This window comes from Paenibacillus sp. SZ31 (assembly GCF_012912005.1).
Taxonomy (GTDB): Bacteria; Bacillota; Bacilli; order Paenibacillales; family Paenibacillaceae; genus Paenibacillus.
The window spans coordinates 90589-109199 of record NZ_JABBEA010000010.1 but is presented as its reverse complement, the minus strand read 5'-3'; the positions used below and the strand labels follow the sequence as shown (position 1 = coordinate 109199).

The 18611-nt window shown below is 45.8% G+C and carries 20 protein-coding genes and 1 tRNA gene; 16 read left to right on the top strand and 5 right to left on the bottom strand.

Features of this window, described 5'->3' with window-relative positions:
- Positions 1–78 precede the first annotated feature (78 nt).
- The 3 genes from HF638_RS19015 (at position 79) to HF638_RS19005 (ending at position 1475) form a co-directional block, all read left to right on the top strand.
- Positions 79–753, top strand: coding sequence for a hypothetical protein (locus tag HF638_RS19015; RefSeq protein WP_169481586.1), 675 nt, complete (start codon positions 79–81; stop codon positions 751–753).
- A 116-nt stretch (positions 754–869) separates the two neighbouring features.
- Positions 870–986, top strand: a complete 117-nt coding sequence (locus HF638_RS19010; protein WP_017687347.1) for a YjcZ family sporulation protein — start codon at positions 870–872, stop codon at positions 984–986.
- A 159-nt stretch (positions 987–1145) separates the two neighbouring features.
- The gene (locus HF638_RS19005; protein WP_124116044.1) at positions 1146–1475 is read left to right on the top strand and encodes a DUF1904 family protein; all 330 of its coding nucleotides are present in this window, start codon (positions 1146–1148) and stop codon (positions 1473–1475) included.
- Between the two features lie 39 nt (positions 1476–1514).
- Here the strand turns inward: HF638_RS19005 and HF638_RS19000 are convergent, their stop codons facing one another.
- A complete protein-coding gene (locus HF638_RS19000) occupies positions 1515–2738 on the bottom strand; it encodes an MFS transporter (protein ID WP_169481585.1) in 1224 nt (407 codons plus the stop codon).
- 147 nt (positions 2739–2885) lie between these two features.
- On the bottom strand, positions 2886–3074 hold the full coding sequence (locus tag HF638_RS29065) for a DUF6199 family natural product biosynthesis protein (protein ID WP_083679584.1): 189 nt from the start codon (positions 3072–3074) through the stop codon (positions 2886–2888).
- Between the two features lie 313 nt (positions 3075–3387).
- Between HF638_RS29065 and HF638_RS18995 the strand changes: the two genes are divergently transcribed.
- Together HF638_RS18995 and HF638_RS18990 are read left to right on the top strand one after the other, a co-directional pair.
- Positions 3388–4536, top strand: a complete 1149-nt coding sequence (locus tag HF638_RS18995) for a sensor histidine kinase (protein ID WP_169481584.1) — start codon at positions 3388–3390, stop codon at positions 4534–4536.
- A gap of 110 nt (positions 4537–4646) precedes the next feature.
- Complete coding sequence (locus HF638_RS18990; RefSeq protein ID WP_169481583.1) at positions 4647–5129, top strand: NucA/NucB deoxyribonuclease domain-containing protein; 483 nt, start codon at positions 4647–4649, stop codon at positions 5127–5129.
- A gap of 127 nt (positions 5130–5256) precedes the next feature.
- Here the strand turns inward: HF638_RS18990 and HF638_RS18985 are convergent, their stop codons facing one another.
- Positions 5257–5481: a hypothetical protein gene (locus HF638_RS18985; RefSeq protein ID WP_017687353.1), complete on the bottom strand. Its 225-nt coding sequence runs from the start codon at positions 5479–5481 to the stop codon at positions 5257–5259.
- 207 nt (positions 5482–5688) lie between these two features.
- On the opposite strand from HF638_RS18985, the gene HF638_RS18980 reads away from it, so the two are divergent.
- The 3 genes from HF638_RS18980 to HF638_RS18970 all read left to right on the top strand — a co-directional run bounded on the left by HF638_RS18980 (position 5689) and on the right by HF638_RS18970 (position 9848).
- The gene (locus HF638_RS18980) at positions 5689–6138 is read left to right on the top strand and encodes a general stress protein (protein ID WP_169481582.1); all 450 of its coding nucleotides are present in this window, start codon (positions 5689–5691) and stop codon (positions 6136–6138) included.
- A gap of 426 nt (positions 6139–6564) precedes the next feature.
- Positions 6565–6650 (top strand) — tRNA-Leu (locus HF638_RS18975).
- Between the two features lie 276 nt (positions 6651–6926).
- Positions 6927–9848, top strand: coding sequence for an insulinase family protein (locus tag HF638_RS18970; RefSeq protein WP_169481581.1), 2922 nt, complete (start codon positions 6927–6929; stop codon positions 9846–9848).
- A gap of 153 nt (positions 9849–10001) precedes the next feature.
- Here the strand turns inward: HF638_RS18970 and HF638_RS18965 are convergent, their stop codons facing one another.
- Positions 10002–10709, bottom strand: coding sequence for a helix-turn-helix domain-containing protein (locus HF638_RS18965; protein WP_017687366.1), 708 nt, complete (start codon positions 10707–10709; stop codon positions 10002–10004).
- 251 nt (positions 10710–10960) lie between these two features.
- Between HF638_RS18965 and HF638_RS18960 the strand changes: the two genes are divergently transcribed.
- The 5 genes from HF638_RS18960 (at position 10961) to HF638_RS28440 (ending at position 14785) form a co-directional block, all read left to right on the top strand.
- Positions 10961–12181, top strand: coding sequence for a MalY/PatB family protein (locus HF638_RS18960; protein WP_169481580.1), 1221 nt, complete (start codon positions 10961–10963; stop codon positions 12179–12181).
- Positions 12182–12421: 240 nt separating this feature from the next.
- Entirely contained in the window at positions 12422–13090 is a 669-nt protein-coding gene (gene ung / locus HF638_RS18955; RefSeq protein ID WP_047843722.1) for a uracil-DNA glycosylase, read from the top strand.
- Between the two features lie 19 nt (positions 13091–13109).
- Positions 13110–13529 (top strand): hypothetical protein, encoded by a 420-nt coding sequence (locus tag HF638_RS18950; protein ID WP_169481579.1) that lies wholly within the window; start codon positions 13110–13112, stop codon positions 13527–13529.
- 422 nt (positions 13530–13951) lie between these two features.
- Positions 13952–14536: an LOG family protein gene (locus HF638_RS18945; protein ID WP_169481578.1), complete on the top strand. Its 585-nt coding sequence runs from the start codon at positions 13952–13954 to the stop codon at positions 14534–14536.
- A 120-nt stretch (positions 14537–14656) separates the two neighbouring features.
- Positions 14657–14785: a hypothetical protein gene (locus tag HF638_RS28440; protein ID WP_017687371.1), complete on the top strand. Its 129-nt coding sequence runs from the start codon at positions 14657–14659 to the stop codon at positions 14783–14785.
- 219 nt (positions 14786–15004) lie between these two features.
- Here HF638_RS28440 and HF638_RS18940 read toward each other — a convergent pair whose 3' ends face one another.
- A complete protein-coding gene (locus HF638_RS18940; RefSeq protein WP_169481577.1) occupies positions 15005–15271 on the bottom strand; it encodes a hypothetical protein in 267 nt (88 codons plus the stop codon).
- 235 nt (positions 15272–15506) lie between these two features.
- Between HF638_RS18940 and HF638_RS18935 the strand changes: the two genes are divergently transcribed.
- The 3 genes from HF638_RS18935 (at position 15507) to HF638_RS18925 (ending at position 18608) form a co-directional block, all read left to right on the top strand.
- Positions 15507–16244 carry a glycerophosphodiester phosphodiesterase gene (locus tag HF638_RS18935; protein ID WP_169481576.1) on the top strand — a complete coding sequence of 246 codons (738 nt, stop codon included), beginning with the start codon at positions 15507–15509 and terminating at the stop codon, positions 16242–16244.
- 274 nt (positions 16245–16518) lie between these two features.
- On the top strand, positions 16519–17574 hold the full coding sequence (locus tag HF638_RS18930; protein WP_169481575.1) for a FecCD family ABC transporter permease: 1056 nt from the start codon (positions 16519–16521) through the stop codon (positions 17572–17574).
- 2 nt (positions 17575–17576) lie between these two features.
- The gene (locus tag HF638_RS18925) at positions 17577–18608 is read left to right on the top strand and encodes a FecCD family ABC transporter permease (protein WP_169481574.1); all 1032 of its coding nucleotides are present in this window, start codon (positions 17577–17579) and stop codon (positions 18606–18608) included.
- Positions 18609–18611: the final 3 nt, after the last annotated feature.

Below are 18611 nucleotides of genomic sequence, written 5' to 3'. Positions count from 1 at the left end.
TGTCCGTACAACCTTTAAGCCGGTTTCGTACCTTATTCGGGTATGAACCGGCTTTTATTTATGAATGGGGGATGCCAGTTGAAGATTATCATTGCACAACCGAGGCTGGAACAGCATGTGTTGCAGCTTGAAACCGAACTCAAGCAATATACAGATGCAGATGTATTGTTTTTTCCTGAAGGTTATCTGAACCAGAATGTCGAGGAAGCTTGTCGCCTGGCAGCTGAATATGGAACTATGATTGTATCAGGTCATCGCAGACTGGACGAACGTCCGAAGGACCGATCAATCATCATCAGTAAGGCCGGGGAGATCGTATTGGAGAAAGCCAAATATACACCTGCTGAGACGGTTGAGGAGCAGGGTTGGACAATAAGCACGTTGTTGTGTGATGAGCTGGTCCTGCAAGGATTTCGCAACGAAAATATAGGAAGTGTGGATATCATTATGCATTCCATTGGTGTGGGGATGTTCAGCGAAGAACAATACAGTGAATGGGTCGAAGAGGCCCGGCAGATTGCCTTGCAGCATCAATGTATTGTTATGGGGACAAGTCATGCGGATGGTTCGTATCGTGATAGCGAGATCTCCATTCCGATCGCGTATTGTATAGCGCCTGATGGAGAAGTTGTTTTGGCATCCCGAAGTGATACACGCACTCGTACAATCCTTCTGGCCAGAGGGAGTACAGACCCAACATCTCAGAAGTCGCTACAAAACCGAGTGAATATAACCATCGCCCCATCCGTTTAAGTCACCGGGCATGAATCCCAGATGAATGGGCTGCTGAACTTGCCGATTCGCCCGGTCACTTCCGCGGAATACGCATATGTTATGGCATACCTTGAAATTCAAAGGAGGCCAATCAAATGAGTCAAGTTGGATACGGTTGTTGTAATGTTGGTGGCGGCGGATGGACTTCCACAAGTGCAATTCTCGTGCTTTTCATCCTGCTCGTGATCATCACAAAATCTTTCTGGCTGTAAGTCACGTATAGAAATCGTGCAGGCAATGGCTCCGCTGGGACTCCAGCGGGGCTTTTCCTATTATAAGAAGCAACAGATGCCCTCAATGACATTTGACAACTGAAAACAATGTGCTTAAAATCACATAAGAGACTATTAACAGAGATTGAAGGGATAGCAATGCCGTTTATTCGCTTTAAAGGATTCACAGGTCCTCAGCTAGAGGAAGTTGTACCCCAAATTACAGAGCAGATGGCCCTAATTACTCATATTCCACGGGAGAGAATGAAGGCAGAGCGTCATGATGTACAAGCGCTAACACCTTCTCCAGCTTCTATAGAGATTCTGATGTTTCAACGTGATCAGGAGATTCATAATCGGATTGCATCGTCGTTGCAGGCTATTCTGGAAGAAGCGTACATGCCGGATGTGCATATTTTCTTCAATATATTGTCACCCACTTTGTATTATAAACAAGGCAAACCGCTGACAGATTATCGATTGGATTGAGATTGTGAGGGACGAGCAGATGTTGCTCGTCTTTTTGATTTACATATTTTTCGTATGTTTAGTAATATACTCGTTCCTGTGAACCCGGCTCAACGATATAGAGCATATCGCAGACACGATAAACAAGGCTCCACCGATCAGGTATACCCATCGAACGCCTAGTTGATCGACGACTAGACCGAAGATGACTATGGATACACTCATAACCGTGGAGATCAGGACGCCATGTACGGCGTATACCTGGGACAAGGATTCAGCGAGCACACTTCTCTGAAACGCTGTCTGTTGAGCCATATCACGAATCTGGTAGACAGGGCCTATAAGTATACATAACGCCAGCGCGAGCCATGGCAGGCTGTTGAGACCATAAACGATGGTCATCAGGCTGAGGAGAAGAGAACCCATGGTCATGCTGGCGATCAGGTGCTTCTGAATCAGTTTGGCCAGAGCAAGAGCCAGAATACCTCCAAGCATGGTTCCAGCAGCGTAACTCGAGTTCATGAGTCCCCACCAACCTTCTCCTCGTGCCAGAGCTTCTTTCGCAAAGGCCAGCGTAATCGCTCCGATCCAGATGGAACTCACAAGACCTTGGGTGATGTCCATAAGTGTGATCAGTCGTAAGGTTGGATTCTTCCAAAGCATGCTCCAGCCTTTTCGCAGTACATTCTGTGTGACGATCGATTTCTCGGGTTGTTCTATATCCCGTGTGAGCGATCCAAGGGCAATCAGGAAGATCAGAACGGCCCAGGACAGGCTTGTAGCTGCCCAGAAGGTCTGTGACGCTCCCCAGTTCATCACGGCAAATCCCGTCATGGCGTACCCGACAATGGTCACCGTCTGATTGGAGAAAGAGAGGAGGCTATTGGTCTTCACCAGATCTTCTCCCTGAACCAACCGTGGCGTTAAAGTATCCAGTAACGGAGATTCCCAGCCTTCCAAAAAGGATAGAATGACAACTCCGATCAACAGAAGTGGCAGTTGTGAGGTCAAGTGATTCAACGAAATCGCTATCCCAGTCATGAGGAATGCTTTGGCTACGGGAATACTGATCAGCAGTCTGGAGAATGAGAAACGCTTCACAAGTAATGGCAAAGTAAATTCCGCTGTTATGCGTGCGATAATTCGAATGAATGGAAACATGGCAGCGTAGAGTACCGATCCAGTCTGACTATAAATAAACGTAGTAATAACCATGATATATATGACATTAATGAGCGAGAGCAGCGTTTTGGCAGCCCAGTATGGATAAAATGCGATGTTCATGCCAATGATGTCCTTTCCGAAACGATATGTCTATATTACGGGCATTGTCATCTTCGCACCACAAACAAAGTTATCATTTTCCCGTCATTTCAACGCAAAAAAAAAAGAAACTGTCCAATAGGACAGTTGTCTTCGGATGTCTATAGATCATGCCATAGCGAGTGTGAAGGCGATAAGCAACATTAAAAGGCTGGTCATTCTGACCATAGCCATATAAGGTCTGCTGGGCTCGGTTTCACCCCGGGAAATCCAGCCATACCGCAGATACCAACCGAATTTTGGGAAACAGAGATTGATAATACAGAGTACCATGAATATAAAAAAGAGGGTTCTCATACCCATCTTCCTTTCCTAACTTACATAACGGATCTCATCTTAACGTTTGCGTCTGGAAAAAATGACTACGATCAGAATAATAATGATGATAATTAACAGAAATTTCATGTATGTTCCTCCTGATGACAGTTAGGTTATTGTCGAATGTTAGTTATCAACTATTACCCATAAACCACATGACTTGAATAACTGTGTTACAATTAAAATATATTGTTTCTATATCAACACATACCATCTGGTTAGTTTTATCTCCATATAAAGTACGAATGCTGAATATATAAACATTAACGTGTGTGAGATGAAGGAGGAAGGCATGAGCCAACATAATCAACTCTCATTACAATGGGAATTTATCATCTCGAAAGTGAAATCCTCTGTTACCGTGGTCGATGCTACCCTGCCTGAGCTTCCGCTCATGTATGTAAATGAACATTTTACCCGGCTGACAGGATACACGTATGAAGAGTCTGTCGGACAGAATTGTCGGTTTCTGCAAGGACAGGATACAGACCCCGAGACGGTAATACAGATTCGTGATGCATTAAAAAAACAAGAGTCCATTAAGATTGATATCTTAAATTATACAAAAAGTGGCCAGAAGTTCTGGAACGAACTGAATATTGATCCGATCTTTAATGAATCAGGAGAGTGTCTGTATTTTGTGGGGATTCAATACGACATTTCAGAACGAAAGTATGCCGATCAGCAGCTAAAGTTTGCAACTTCCATGGCTGAGATGAACAGCAGAGGGCAATTGGAATTCATCGGTAAGCTAAATCATGAGCTTCGTACCCCGCTTAACGGCATTATGGGTATGATTGAACTTGCTAGCATGGGTGAAACCACGGATGAGCAGAAAGAATATCTGGAGCTTGCACGTCAATCGGGTGAGGCACTACTGAACATCGTTAACAATAGCCTGGATATGGCGAAGCTGGGCAGAGGTAAAATGGATGTCGAAAACATTGAATTTCAGCCGTTGAAGCTGATCCAACAGATTGTGAAGACACATGAGCCTGCGGCGCAGAACAAACAAATACGTTTGCTCTGCCATGCTGATCTGAGTGTTCCTGATGTGCTTATCGGTGATCCGCTGAGACTTCGGCAGGTACTGGATAACTTGCTGAGTAATGCGATCAAGTTCACGGAACAGGGTGAAGTGCAGTTACAGGTGGATGTGAGGCAACAACGGATGGATACCGTTGTATTGGTATTCTCTGTGCGTGATACGGGAATTGGTATTCCTCAGCATCAGATCGAACAATTGTTTGACGCATTTACCCAGACGGATATCTCCCATGCACGCCGATTTGGTGGAAGCGGGCTTGGCCTGACCATCTGCAAAGAGCTGCTGGAACTGATGAATGGTCAGATTTCGGTGGAGAGTACCGAAGGGAAAGGTACACAGTTTGAGGTTACACTGCCATTGCTGCGCCAACAGGCCATTCCCAATGTAGGATAATGAATCAAGCATGACAGCCGGGCGGTCTCGGCTGTTTTTTTTATTATATTGGATTGTTTTACGAACGGGCGTTCTGTTATAATGCAAGTGTTGAATGGGGGAGACACAGCATGAGTAAGAGACGCACAAGACGAAAACGCAAAGGTAAGCAAGGTTTCAAAAAGCAGGTACTGACGTTGGTAGCGATGTTGCTGGTAGCCCTCTATGCCTGGGCTGGGGGAGAATGGCCTGAGGAGATACCTAATCCATTCGTAGGGACTAATAAGAGTGTAGACCATACCATCACGTTCCCTTCAGAGCGTTATCCCGAAACAGCCAATCATATTAAAGCAGCTATCAAGGCAGGGCATTCGGATGTATGCACCATTGATCGTAATGGAGCGGAAGGCAATCGGGATTTATCACTTAAGGGTGTTCCGGTCAAAAAGGGTAAGGATCGGGACGAGTGGCCGATGGCGATGTGCGCTGAGGGAGGCACAGGCGCAGATATCCAGTACATTACCCCGAAGGATAATCGCGGTGCAGGTTCATGGGTGGGGAATCAGTTAAGTACATATCCGGATGGAACACGAGTGAAGTTTGTAGTGAAGTAACGACAGGATAAGTGGAAGAGAAAAACCAGACGTTCATGCGTCTGGTTTTTTTGGTATGAAGTGCTGGCATAAATAAATGTTGTTGATGTAAATATACGAGAACTGATTTCTATGATTACAGATCCGACTAAACGAGTTGCATTCCACTTAAATGATGAGACCGGATGCTTAACAGACGAGTAACATGTTCAACCTCATCGAACGGTATCCACAGACTTCCGTGAACGGTACGTAAGGAGAGAATGGATGTATCGGCGGTACGCTCGGGAAATCCGGTTACCGTCTGACCGCTTGTATTACGAACCATGATCTGTTGTTTGCGCCGGATGGCAATTTCTACCTCTTTTTTCATAAGTCATTGCTCCTGATTATGAGATGTTAAATCCATATGTCAATGTTTTCAATGGTTAATTTGTCTTCTTTATCTAGTCTATCAGAACTAGGTATAGATTTCCAGAAGAGAAATCAACAATCTTCTAGGTGATTTGTCATAGCTAGGCTTTATCCGTTTTTGAATGGGGATTACGGGGTTATATTAGGGTAAAAGGAGGGGAACGGAATGACACAATTAATCATTGGGCTTGCACGTACCGAAAACGAAGCTATATTGATGCTGAATCAGGTGAAAAAGGAAGGCATCAAGGACAAATATTTGGGAGCGGTGGCGAAGGAACAACTCAATCTGGAGCTGGTGAGCGAGAAGACGGGGCTGCCTAAACCTTTGAAGGGTGCAGGAACGGATGGTGCCTTTGGCGCTCTGAAAGGTATATTGGCTGGTCTGGGGAAGCGGATGGATCAGACGATGTCGATCGGAAATGCAGTGCGCAGGCTCGCTGGCAATGAGATTGGAAGTGAGACCGATGATTTGGTGCTTACACTGACTGAAGCGGGGATCTCGGAAGAAGACGCACGGTATTATGAAGATTGGCTGTTAAAGGATCATATCTTGGTTATCGTGGAGTGCAGTGAGGAAGAAGCGGCTCGTGTTCGACCTATTTTACTTTTTTAGTTTAATTTAAGGCTGATTTTAGGTTTCTTTAATGTTGGGGAGGTATTCTTATATCACACCTCCCTTAATATAGATTGGTTTACCGGAAGTCCGGGACCGCAACTCGGACTTTCTAGGCACTGTGAGCTGACGCTTGCAGTGCCTGTTTCATGTATATAAGTTGAACTAAAGATTATTTACACTGACACTACGATGACAGAATAACCTTCTAATCGCTGTTATCCCCAGATTTTTTCGATTCCCTTTTCTCAAGGGAAAATCCGGTGATAAAGGCGAACGCTTCGCTTTTTCAGTTTTTTCTGTCCTCTCCGTTATCGTGTAAATCATTAGTTAAACTTATATAGTTAGATTATATTTAATAAAGGTGTTGCAAAGTTAATTAGTTCATGGTAAGATATTTCTTGTCGCCAAGAAATACATAATCCTGCCGGGGTGGCGGAATTGGCAGACGCACAGGACTTAAAATCCTGCGGTAGGTGACTACCGTACCGGTTCGATCCCGGTCCTCGGCATCTTTAAAGGAAAGATCGCATGACGCTTGTTAACCAAGCTGCATGCGATCTTTTTTTTGTTCTTTAATATGAATGTCATGTCATAACTGACCACATCACCATGCAGTTCATAAACATAAACCCTGCATAATACATATCAGAAGGTACATTTATCTGACTTTTATGAAGAGACGGAACAATGGTGTATACTATCCGTAGGCATATATTACCTTTACCTTGCTGAACGATAAGTCACAAAACCAATAAAACAATCTTATGGACGGAGGACTCAAGTTTATGTTGAAACAGCTTAAGCCATACAAGGTGTTACAGGAGCGCAGAATCGAAGAACTGAAATCGGATGCGTATCTGCTGGAACACCAGAAATCCGGAGCCAAAATTGTACTTTTATCCAATCAGGACGACAACAAAGTATTCAGTATCGGTTTCCGCACACCTCCGGAAGATGATACAGGGGTAGCCCATATCCTCGAACACTCCGTGCTCTGTGGGTCCAAGAAATTTCCGGCCAAGGATTCTTTTGTTGAGTTGCTGAAAGGTTCTTTGAATACATTCCTTAACGCCATGACGTATCCGGATAAGACGATCTACCCGATCGCGAGTCGTAATGACCACGACTTCCATAACCTGATGGATATATATCTGGATGCAGTATTGAATACAAATATTTATGAAAATGAAAAGATATTTCTGCAAGAGGGCTGGAACTACAACCTGACCTCTGCTGACGATGAGTTAACCTACAACGGAGTTGTATATAACGAGATGAAGGGTGCCTTTTCTTCACCGGAACGAATGGTGCGCAGAGAAGTGCTGAACTCCCTTTTCCCGGATACCACATACTCCTCCGAATCTGGCGGATTCCCGGAAGCTATTCTGGACCTAACCTATCAAGGGCTGCTGGATTTCCACACGAGATACTATCATCCGTCCAACAGTTACATCTATCTGTATGGCGATATGGATATGGAAGAGAAACTGCAATGGCTGGATGAAAACTACCTGAGCGCATATGATCGAATCGAGATTGATTCTGCCATTCAACTTCAACCTGCCTTTGCAGAACGGGTAGACACAGTTAAGACTTACTCTGCGGGAAGTACGGAATCGGAAGTGGATAACAGCTTCTTGACCTATAACGCGGTAATCGGCACAAGTCTGGATAAGGAACTGAACATTTCGTTCCAAATTCTGTTATACGCCCTTCTGAATGCTCCGGGAGCGGTACTGAAGCAGGCGTTGCTGGATAAAGGCATTGCGAAGGACGTCTATGGTTCATATGATGACAGCCTGTATCAGCCTGTGTTCACGGTGGGACTGAAGAAGAGCAATCTGGCGAGCAAAGAGGATTTCCTGGGAACGGTAAAAGAAGTGCTTGAGCGTGTGGTGAAAGAAGGTTTTGATCCGAAAGCGCTGCTTGCAGGCATTAACTCGTATGAGTTCAATCACAGGGAAGCGGACTATGGCAGAATGCCGAAGGGCCTGATCTACGGATTCTCCTCCCTACAAAGCTGGTTGTACGATGAAGAAGCACCCTTCACTCATTTAGAAGCCAATGACGTATTTGCTGAACTGCGGACAAAAATGAACGAAGGTTACTTCGAGCAACTTATTGAGAAATATATTTTGCAGAACACACATACTTCTTTTGTGGCGCTTACCCCGGATAAAGGGCTGAACTCACGCAAGGATGAGGCGTTGAAAGCACGTCTGAAAACTATTCAGGCCGGTCTTAGTGAGGAAGAAGTTCAGACGTTGATTCAAAAAACGGAAGCACTCGCCGAGTATCAGAATACACCTTCAACCAAAGAGCAGCAGCAGGTCATTCCGACGTTATCGATCGAAGATATTGAACCGAAGGCCTCTACGTTGCATCAAACGGTGAATCAGGTCGATGGCACAACTATTCTGCATCATAACCTCTACACCAACGGAATTGGTTATCTGAGACTGTTGTTCGATATCAAAGAAGTGCCACGTCATCTCCTTCCGTATGCAGGATTGTTGAAAAATGTACTGGGTTACGTTGATACTCAAAACTACTCGTTCAATGAATTGTCCAATGAAATCCACATCCATTCGGGTGGTATTCATAGCGGGATTGGCTCTTATGCTAACGCGCATAAGCACAATGAATTCAAGGCTACCTATGAGTTCAACGCGAAAGTGTTGTATGACAAGCTTGGATTTGCCTTTGATATGATCAAAGAAATCGTGTTCACATCCCGATTCGATAATTCGAAGCGGTTGTATGAGATCATCTCTCAGATGAAAGGTAATCTGCAACGTAATCTGATCAATAGCGGACACTCGGCGGGAATCGGCCGGTCTTCGTCCAAACATTCAGCGGTTGCGGATTTCAGAGAAGCTGTGAGTGGCATTGCCTTTTACCAGTGGCTTGAGGATCTTCAGGCAAACTTTGAGGCCAGAAAAGAAGAGCTATCCTCCAGCCTGCAAGAGTTGACGGGGTATATTTTCAGACCGGAGAACTTGCTTGTCAGTTACACTGCCGATGAACAGGGATATGAAGGATTGGAGCAACAGGTATCCGATCTGAAAGCGAAGCTGTTCACACATGAGGTTGCCAAGGAAGAATTTACATTCACACCTGCTACTCATAAGGAAGGATTCCGTTCTCCTTCGGAGGTGCAGTACGTGGTGCAAACGGGCAATTATATCGACAAAGGATATCAATACACGGGTTCACTGCGGGTCTTGCAGGGCATTCTGTCCCTGGATTACTTATGGACCAATATCCGGGCCAAAGGTGGAGCTTATGGCTGCATGTCAGGCTTCAGACGGAACGGAGACAGCTACGTTGCATCGTACCGTGATCCAAATCTCGATAAAACGTACAAAGTATATGAAGAGATACCGCAATATTTGACCGACTTCCGGGCAGACGAGCGGGAAATGACGCGTTATATCATTGGTGCGATTCAGGATCTCGATACGCCGAGAACGCCTTATGGTGAAGGGGCATTCTCTCTTGAGTGTTATCTGTCGAATGTGACTGAAGCGGATCTGCAACAGGAACGTGACGAAGTGTTAAGCACGAAGGAAAGTGACATTATCGGTTTTGCTGAGCTTTTATCGGCCATACTTGAACAGCAACAGCGCTGCGTGATCGGTAATGAGAACAAGATAGAGGAACAGAAGCAAATGTTTGACGAAACGCTGGATTTAATTAAAAACTAAGCGCTAGTCTCGTTTATTCCACGATCCAATAAGCGTCAAAGCGAAAGGCACTTTTATGAGCTGGTTTCAACAGCTTATAAAAGTGCCTTTTCTAATGGGGAGGGACTGTCTCCATTTCCATATGACATGAGAATGTGTGACACGCTGCATTGTTCAGGTGACGGCGAGCATGTTGTATATTTTCAGAGTCCGTAGATCTTCCTTTGAGATTTTTAATTCATTATATAACTCCTGATTCTCGGGCAGCGGGGTTCTGGAGAATAACATTTTGAGCGCGATAGGCATGAAAGGTCTGAACGAGACACCTGCCATGAGTCCCCACTTTTTCTCCGATTCCTGAAAAGACGCCAAAATATTAATATATAGATTCTCCAGCGGGGTGGCCTGATTTTTTAAAATCAGCGTGGTGAGTGTATCATAATGCTCGGTGTGGCCCCAGTACATATTCTCGCATTCCTGGTAGTTCTCAAAATCCTTCACATTCATATACATCACGGTGCGATAACGGTTGGCATCCGACTGGGCCATCATGTCAATGACACAACGAATGAGACTGTTGTTCCGCCCATCATAGAAGTAGGAGTAGAAACGTGTGGAGTTCTTGAAAAAGCTGGACGGCACTGCATTCATCAGGGGAGATGCATGCCTGGGTTCTTGGTACAAGAGTTGCTCCACCTGAATGTTGAGCGCGTTTGCAATATGATGTAACGTGACCAGATCAAGTGTAATATCTCCGCTCTCATATTTGGATAACGTGCCCTTGCTCTTGAAGATCTGATCCGCAAGCTGTTGAATGGTCAGTCCCCGCCACTTTCGAAAGTTTCGTATTTTCTTGCCGACTTCCTGATTGATATTGTTCATAGACCGGTTCTCCTTATGCAATGTTTCTTGAGAGTACGTGAAAATGATGAAAGTCATTCATAAAAATGATTCTATATGAGAAATATATCACTTTTTCACGGAAATACCTATTCTGGAGAAACAATAAACTTTATTTGTTTCGTCAGAATAGATTGTATTGCATTTGATGCAATTCCTGCGTCATGAAATAATAGGTGTAATACGACATGAAACGACAATGAAAAAGTAAAGCAGATAGAGGAGTAGAAGCTATGAAATACGACTTTGATGAGATTATAGACCGCACAGGAACAAATGCCATGAATACGGATGGTTTCCGTCAATATATTTTTAACGCCACAGAAGATATGACATTTCCATTTAAGGATGAAGAATTCATTCGCATGTGGATTGCAGATATGGAATTTGCCACACCTCCCGAGATTCTGGATGCAGTTAAGGAACGTCTGGACCGTAGAATCATGGGTTACTCTCAGGTATTTGATCCGGCATATTACGAAGCTGTCTCGAACTGGATGAAAAGATACTATGACTGGTCCTTCCCGAAGGAGCATTTGGAGACCTCAAACGGGATCATTCCCGCTTTGTATGAACTGGTGGAATATATCTGTCAGTCGGATGAGAAAGTACTGATTGTTACCCCGTCTTATGGTTTCTTCAAGTCAGCAGCGGAGCATAACAATCTTGAACTGGTGTGTTCGGATATGATCAACGATCAGGGACGTTACTCGATTGATTTTGAGGATTTTGAAGCCAAGGCGAAGGATGAGAAGGTAAGGGTATGTATTTTCTGCAACCCCCATAATCCGTCTGGACGTGTCTGGACAACCGAAGAGTTACAACGTGTGGGTGAGATATGCCTGCGGAACAACGTATGGGTCATTTCGGATGAAATTCACTGTGATCTGCTGCGGACTGGCAAGAGACATACGCCACTCGCGAAGCTGTTCCCGGATACGGATCGAATCATTACATGCATGTCTCCGAGCAAAACATTCAACATGGCTGGTCTGATGTTCTCCAATGTCATTATTCCCAACAAGGCACTTCGAGACATCTGGCAGGCGCGCCATTATGGTTTTAAAAACCCACTGAGCATCGCTGCCACTCAAGCGGCTTACGAAACGGGTGATGAATGGCTGAAACAATTAAAAGGTTATTTAGACGCCAATTTCGACTGCGTAGAACAGTATTTGAAACAACATCTGCCACGGGCTGTCTTTCACATTCCGGAGGCAACATATCTGGCCTGGATTGACATCTCGGCATATGCTCCACAAAATGTAAGTTTACCTTTATTCTTCGCTGAGCAAGCGGGTGTATTGCTCGAAGATGGTCATATGTTTGTAGCCAATGGTGAGGGTTGCATTCGGTTGAATCTGGCTTGTCCCCGCTCTGTGCTTCAGGAAGGATTACAGAGAATCAGTAGTGTGCTTGTGAAAGAAGTCGAAGAGGTGCCCGTCCAAGTATAAAGTCATCAAGTCACCACGCAATAGCGAGGTGACTTTTTTGTATGAGTATACTGAATGTAGCAAGAATACAATTTTTTTTGAGGTGGACTTATACCTGATGCGCAATTCTGGTCTGCTGTCCCCGGTTATGTTAAAATGGTGGATAGTCTATGAGTTGCATGACATGCGGCTCTCAGAAGGAAGAGCCCAGTAGTTGGGCTGCACGAAACTGTATTCATCAGGGGAAAGGAGCCTATACATATGTTTGGAAACGATTGGGACAAGGTGCTTCAGGAAGAGACGGAAGCCGAATATTTCAACAAGATTCGTTACACCCTCGCCGCCGAGTATAAAACGCAGACGGTCTTTCCGCCCAAAGAAGACCTGTTCTCCGCACTGAAGTTGACTCCGTATCATCAGGTTAAGGCTGTTATTATTGGTCAGGACCCTTATCACGGAGCGGGTCAGGCTCACGGATTGAGCTTTTCGGTTAGACCGGGAGTTCGCGTACCACCTTCTCTGAAAAATATATATAAGGAACTTCAGGCCGATCTGGACCTGCCGATTCCGAATCATGGATCTTTGGTCCATTGGGCACAGCAGGGAGTCCTGCTATTAAATGCTGTTCTGACGGTCCGTGAAGGTCAGCCGAATTCGCATCAGGCACTGGGCTGGCAGACGTTTACGGATGCTGTTATTCGTGCGCTGAATGAACGCTCAGAGCCGATGGTATATATGCTGTGGGGTAGTCATGCCCAGAAGAAAGGTGCATTTATTAATCGGGACAAGCACCTGGTACTGGAGTCTACACATCCTAGTCCGCTGGCTGCGCATCGTGGATTCCTCGGCAGTCGTCCCTTTTCCAAAGCCAATGACTTCTTGACCTCCAAAGGTATTGAACCGATCGATTGGAAGATACCTGAAAACTAGACAGATGGAGGTGAGAGCATTGCGACATTGGATAGGACGAAAAGTAGCGGTATATCGTGCGACAGGCATACGAGAGCCTTTGAAGGGAACGCTGGTCGAGTGGGATGAAGAAGGGGAATGTGTACGAATCGGACCGAAACGGATTAAGGTGTCGTTTGACAATATCGCAATGATCAGACCTCTTCCCGAAGAGAGTCTTCCCTTAAAGAAAGCACGTTCTGAAGTGCACAAGGTTGGATATGTGATGAAAAAGGCGATTCAGTTCGAAAATGCCATCTATTTCAAGTCACAGGTTATGATCTGGCGCCGGGCCAAAATTGTAGCGTTATCCACGACGATTCTGCGTCATGATGAGGATCAGGTTGAACTTGCAGATGGCCGGATTCTGCGTAAAGACAAGCATATGTTTGTCGTGCGTTCACGCCGTGGGATCCGTTAGTACCACGAAGATTTAATATTCATTTCATGCAAAGATCATACGGATTTAATGTTCGGTCTGTATATTAGGTAGTAACAACCCCTTCTAAATTGATATGTATTGAAATGGGAGCCCGGCCGGCTGCAAACGGCCGGGTATTTTTTTATCCATTTGTTCTGTTAACCTGTTGTACATACCCATAACATTCATGTTATATATTATTAAAATAGAAAATTGAACTAAACATTTACACGCGAACGTAGAAGGCAGAAATAACCAGAAGAAGCGGAGCGTTCGCCTTTATCAACAGATTTTCACCTTTGTAAAATTGAATCAAAAAATCTGGGGATAACAGCGATCGGAAGGTTGTTCTGTCATCGAAGTGGCAAGTGTAAATATTCTTTAGTTCAATCTAAAAAGATCATGAGAAGGAGTGAAACCCAATGAAACGTATAGCTGTTTTTGCAGGCTCCAATCCGGGAAATCACCCCGATTATACAGAGAAGGCTGTTCAACTGGGCAAACAGATTGCTGATCGCGGATATGCACTGGTTTACGGTGGTTCTTGCATGGGCTTAATGGGCGCAGTTGCCGATGCGGCTCTGAAGCAAGGTGGAGAAGTGATTGGTGTCATGCCTACCGGATTGTTCCGGGGTGAGGTTGTCCATGGAGGGCTTACACAGCTGATTGAAGTGGGAACCATGCATGAACGGAAGGCTACGATGGCGGAATTATCCGATGGATTCATTGCACTTCCTGGCGGCATGGGGACATTTGAAGAACTTTTTGAGGTACTGTGCTGGGCACAGATTGGCATTCATCGCAAGCCTGTCGGCTTATTGAACGTCAACGGATATTATGGCCCGCTGATGAAGATGGTAGAGCATAGCGTACAGGAAGGGTTCTCCAACACATCACATCTTAGTCTGTGGAGTCTGGAATCCGATCCAGCTGAACTACTCAATCAGATGTCATCCTATATTCCGGCAGAGTTGACCCAGAAGTGGTCACAGCTGAACGGACAATGATTATACAAGAATAGAGGGCTTTAACCAATCGCTTTTGAGGAGAAATTTCAATCTGCCCAAGCAAGTTGCGCTATCGGACATAGTCTATAGTGTACTTTAGTGAAGAGGGGAGTGTCACTCATGAGCGAACTTAAAGGCACAGGTTACGGATACGGCGGAGGCTTCAGTGGTGGAGCATGGACATCGACAGGAGCAATTCTGGTGTTGTTCATTCTGTTGGTTATCATCTCTCGTACATTCATTCTGTAATTCGGTCCACATTCCGAGATGAGGGATCGTGCTGCAGAGGCAGCCGCCCGGATACAAAATGACCTTTCCAAAGAGACGCCGGTACATGCCGGCGTTTCAGGGAACGGTTTTTTGACGTTTCCAGCATACGTTAAGCGATTGAAAAAGCAAAAACCTGCCCCTGAATAAGGTCAGAAGCAGGAGAGAGCCTCCTGAGCCAATAGCTGCGTATTAAGCAGCTTACACCACAACAGCAGTTTGATTCGGATTACTTAACGATTTCCAGGCGATATATAGCCCGATGGCGGCAGCAATTAAGGAAAGTATAGCTGCAACAATAGCCAGCTGATCCAGTGTGTTGGGTGAACTGGAGTTATAGGAACGCTGTTTAGCCGTCTTGCCGGATTTGTTTTTGATATGGACAGATGATCTGGAAAGCCTGGAAGCCGACTGTAACTGGGATGTGCGAGGACGCGTAGGTGTCGATTTTTTCTTTGAGGGATTCAATAGTCAACCTCCTTATAACGGAGTGCAGTGCTTCCATCGTTCGTTCATACTATATTATGTCGATTTTCAGATTGAGTTCGCAAAAATGAGTGAATCCCCAGCCCGTTGGATGTTCAACCATACTGCATGTATTGACTAAGTAAACAACCAATTAAACGCTCTGTTAATACAGGTCTAACAAACGGTGTTTATAGTGTAGATCATAGAGTTAACGTTGAACGCAGGAGGCGCTGGAATGAGGAACTTTGAAATTATTGCCCATCGTGGTGCATCTGCCGTATGCCCGGAGAATACGATGATTGCTTTTGAACGTAGCCTGGAGCTTGGAGCGACAGGCATGGAAACCGATGTGCAGATGACGAGTGATGGCCGATTGGTGCTGATTCATGATGAGACGTTAAGCCGGACTGCGGGTGTAGAGGGCTGGGTTAAAGATATAACTTACGATCAATTACGCACATACGATGCTGGGTCCTGGTTTCACAACGATTTTGCCGGGGAACGCATTCCTTCTCTGGAGGAGTTATTCAGGCTGGTAGAGGGGAAAGGAACCTTGCTTAATCTGGAGTTGAAAAATGGTATTGTGAGTTACAAGGGAATGGAAGAGAAGATTATACAGGCGATCCGGGACTGGAAACTGGAGCAACAGGTCGTTCTGTCTAGCTTCAATCATGCTTCGCTGGTAAGGTGTAAGCGTCTTGCCCCGGATATTCGTACAGCACTTCTATATATGGAAAAGTTGTATCGTCCCTATGACTATGCCGTCAAAGTTGAAGCTTCCGGCCTTCATCCCTACAAGCTGGCTGTTGCCTATGAAGATGTTGCCGCAGCATTGTCACATGGCGTTGTTACCTATCCATTTACGGTGAATGATCCTGCCGAGATGCAAGCCATGATTGACATGGGTGTGCAAGGCATTATTACCGATGTTCCTGATGTCCTGGCATCCTTAATTAGGGTACCTGCCCGTTAATCGAGTCTGTGTTATACATGTGTTCTACATAAGCAATCACAAGGTTGTGTTCGAGCTTTTTGGCTCCTGCACAGCCTTTTTGCGTGCAAAATTGTGTGCAAATCTTCATATATGCAATAAACATGTCCCATTTGTCCATTGCCAGAGTCCGTGGATTCACTTACAATGGTCTATGGGAATGAGAATCAATATCATTAAAGTTCGGTATTTATAGAGAGGTGATTGTTATGTACATAGGTTTGAGCAGCTCCACTCATAACGAGGGTGGGCGCGTATGAGTTCAAAAGCTTCACCAGCAAATCATAATCCGGAATCACCCACAGCGAAGATACACACTCGTCCGTGGGCAGCCACACTTATTCTTACAGGGGGAGTTTTACTACTCGCTCTGGGCATGGCATTGTCCATTTCTTTTGGCGCTGCTGATATTAAGCTTGGTGTTGTCTGGAAAGCCATCTTTGATTTCAATCCTGAGCTAACTCCGCATCAGATCATATGGGAGATTCGATTGCCGCGTATTCTTGGCGGGGCGATGGTAGGTGCATGCTTCGCTGTAGCTGGTGCGATCATGCAAGGCATGACCCGTAACCCGCTGGCCGATTCTGGTCTGCTTGGGCTGAATGCGGGCGCTGGATTTGCGCTTGCGATCTGTTTTGCCTTTTTCCCAGGCTTGCCGTTTATGTACATCATTATGTATTCATTCATTGGAGCAGGGCTTGGTGTTCTGTTGGTGTACGGTTTTGGCGCAGCTTCCAAATCGGGTCTTACACCTCTACGCCTTGTGCTTGCAGGTGCAGCTGTATCAGCGATGCTATCAGCACTCAGTGAAGGGATTGCATTGTATTTCAGAATTGGACAAGATCTGGCTTTCTGGACAGCCGGCGGTGTAGCCGGAACGAAGTGGTCTCAACTGGAGGTCATGTTCCCATGGGTACTCGCTGCACTGATTGCAGGTCTTCTCATCTCCCGTTCCATTACTCTGCTTAGCCTCGGAGAAGATATTGCCGTTGGCTTGGGCCAACGTACGGGGCTGATCAAGCTCGTGGGTCTGATTGTTGTACTGATCCTCGCGGGTACGGCTGTGTCCGTTGTGGGTGCGGTTGGTTTTGTTGGACTTATTATTCCCCATCTTACTCGAAAGATGGTTGGGGTAGATTATCGTTGGATTATTCCATGTTCCGCAGTAATGGGCAGTCTGTTACTTGTATTTGCGGATCTGGCTGCACGTATGATTAACCCGCCGTACGAGACGCCAATTGGCGCATTGGTTGCCCTCATCGGGGTACCATTCTTCCTGTATCTGGCGCGTAAAGAAAGGAGGACTCTGTAACGATGGAATCCTCAACAATAGTTGGAGCAGAGCGCAAAAAGAGAGCCAAGAGCGCGATTGTCCTCATTGTGCTTGCCCTATTAATTATTACGGCTTTTGTGGTGAGCATGAACACAGGTTTTACCAAGCTTTCGCCGCTTGAGGTGATGCGTACCTTGTTTGGCGGAGGTACGGCGAAACAGGAATTGATCCTGTTTGAATTCCGTCTGCCGCGTATCGTTATTTCGGTAATGGTCGGTGCAGGACTTGCGTTATCTGGTTGTATTTTGCAGGGGGTATCTCGCAATGCGCTGGCAGATCCGGGTATCCTCGGGATTAATGCAGGTGCTGGACTTGTCGTTATGTTATTTGTTTCCTTTTTCCCGACAACCACAGCGGCTCCGGTATTTCTGTTGCCAATTCTGGCCCTGATCGGTTCCGGTTTTGCTGCATTTCTGATCTATGTGCTCTCTTACAAAAAAGGAGAGGGCATTATGCCCACTCGGATGTTACTTACGGGTATCGGGGTAGCAGCAGGAATCAGCTCGGTCATGATCGTGCTTACCTTGCGGCTTAGTCCGGAAAAGTATCAGTTTGTAGCTACCTGGATGGCAGGCAGCATCTGGGGCTCGAACTGGAAATTTGTAACGGCATTGCTGCCGTTTCTAATCGTGCTTGTACCGATTGTTCTGTATAAGGCACGAGTATTGAACGTACTTAATCTGGGTGACCAGACTGCGAGTGGACTCGGGGCTCCGGTTGAGCGTGAGCGTCTGATTCTGCTTGCGGCTGCCGTAGGGCTTGCAGGCTCATGTGTATCTGTGAGCGGGGGAATTGGTTTTGTCGGTCTGATCGGACCGCATTTGGCGCGTCGTCTGGTGGGTCCAAAACATCAGTTCCTTTTACCCGCATCTGCACTGGTTGGCTCATTGCTCGTGCTCGTTGCAGATACGCTGGGCCGTGTCATTCTACAGCCTTCAGAGATACCTGCGGGTATACTGGTTGCCATTATTGGTGCGCCATACTTCCTGTACCTCTTAAGCAAGACGAAATAGAAC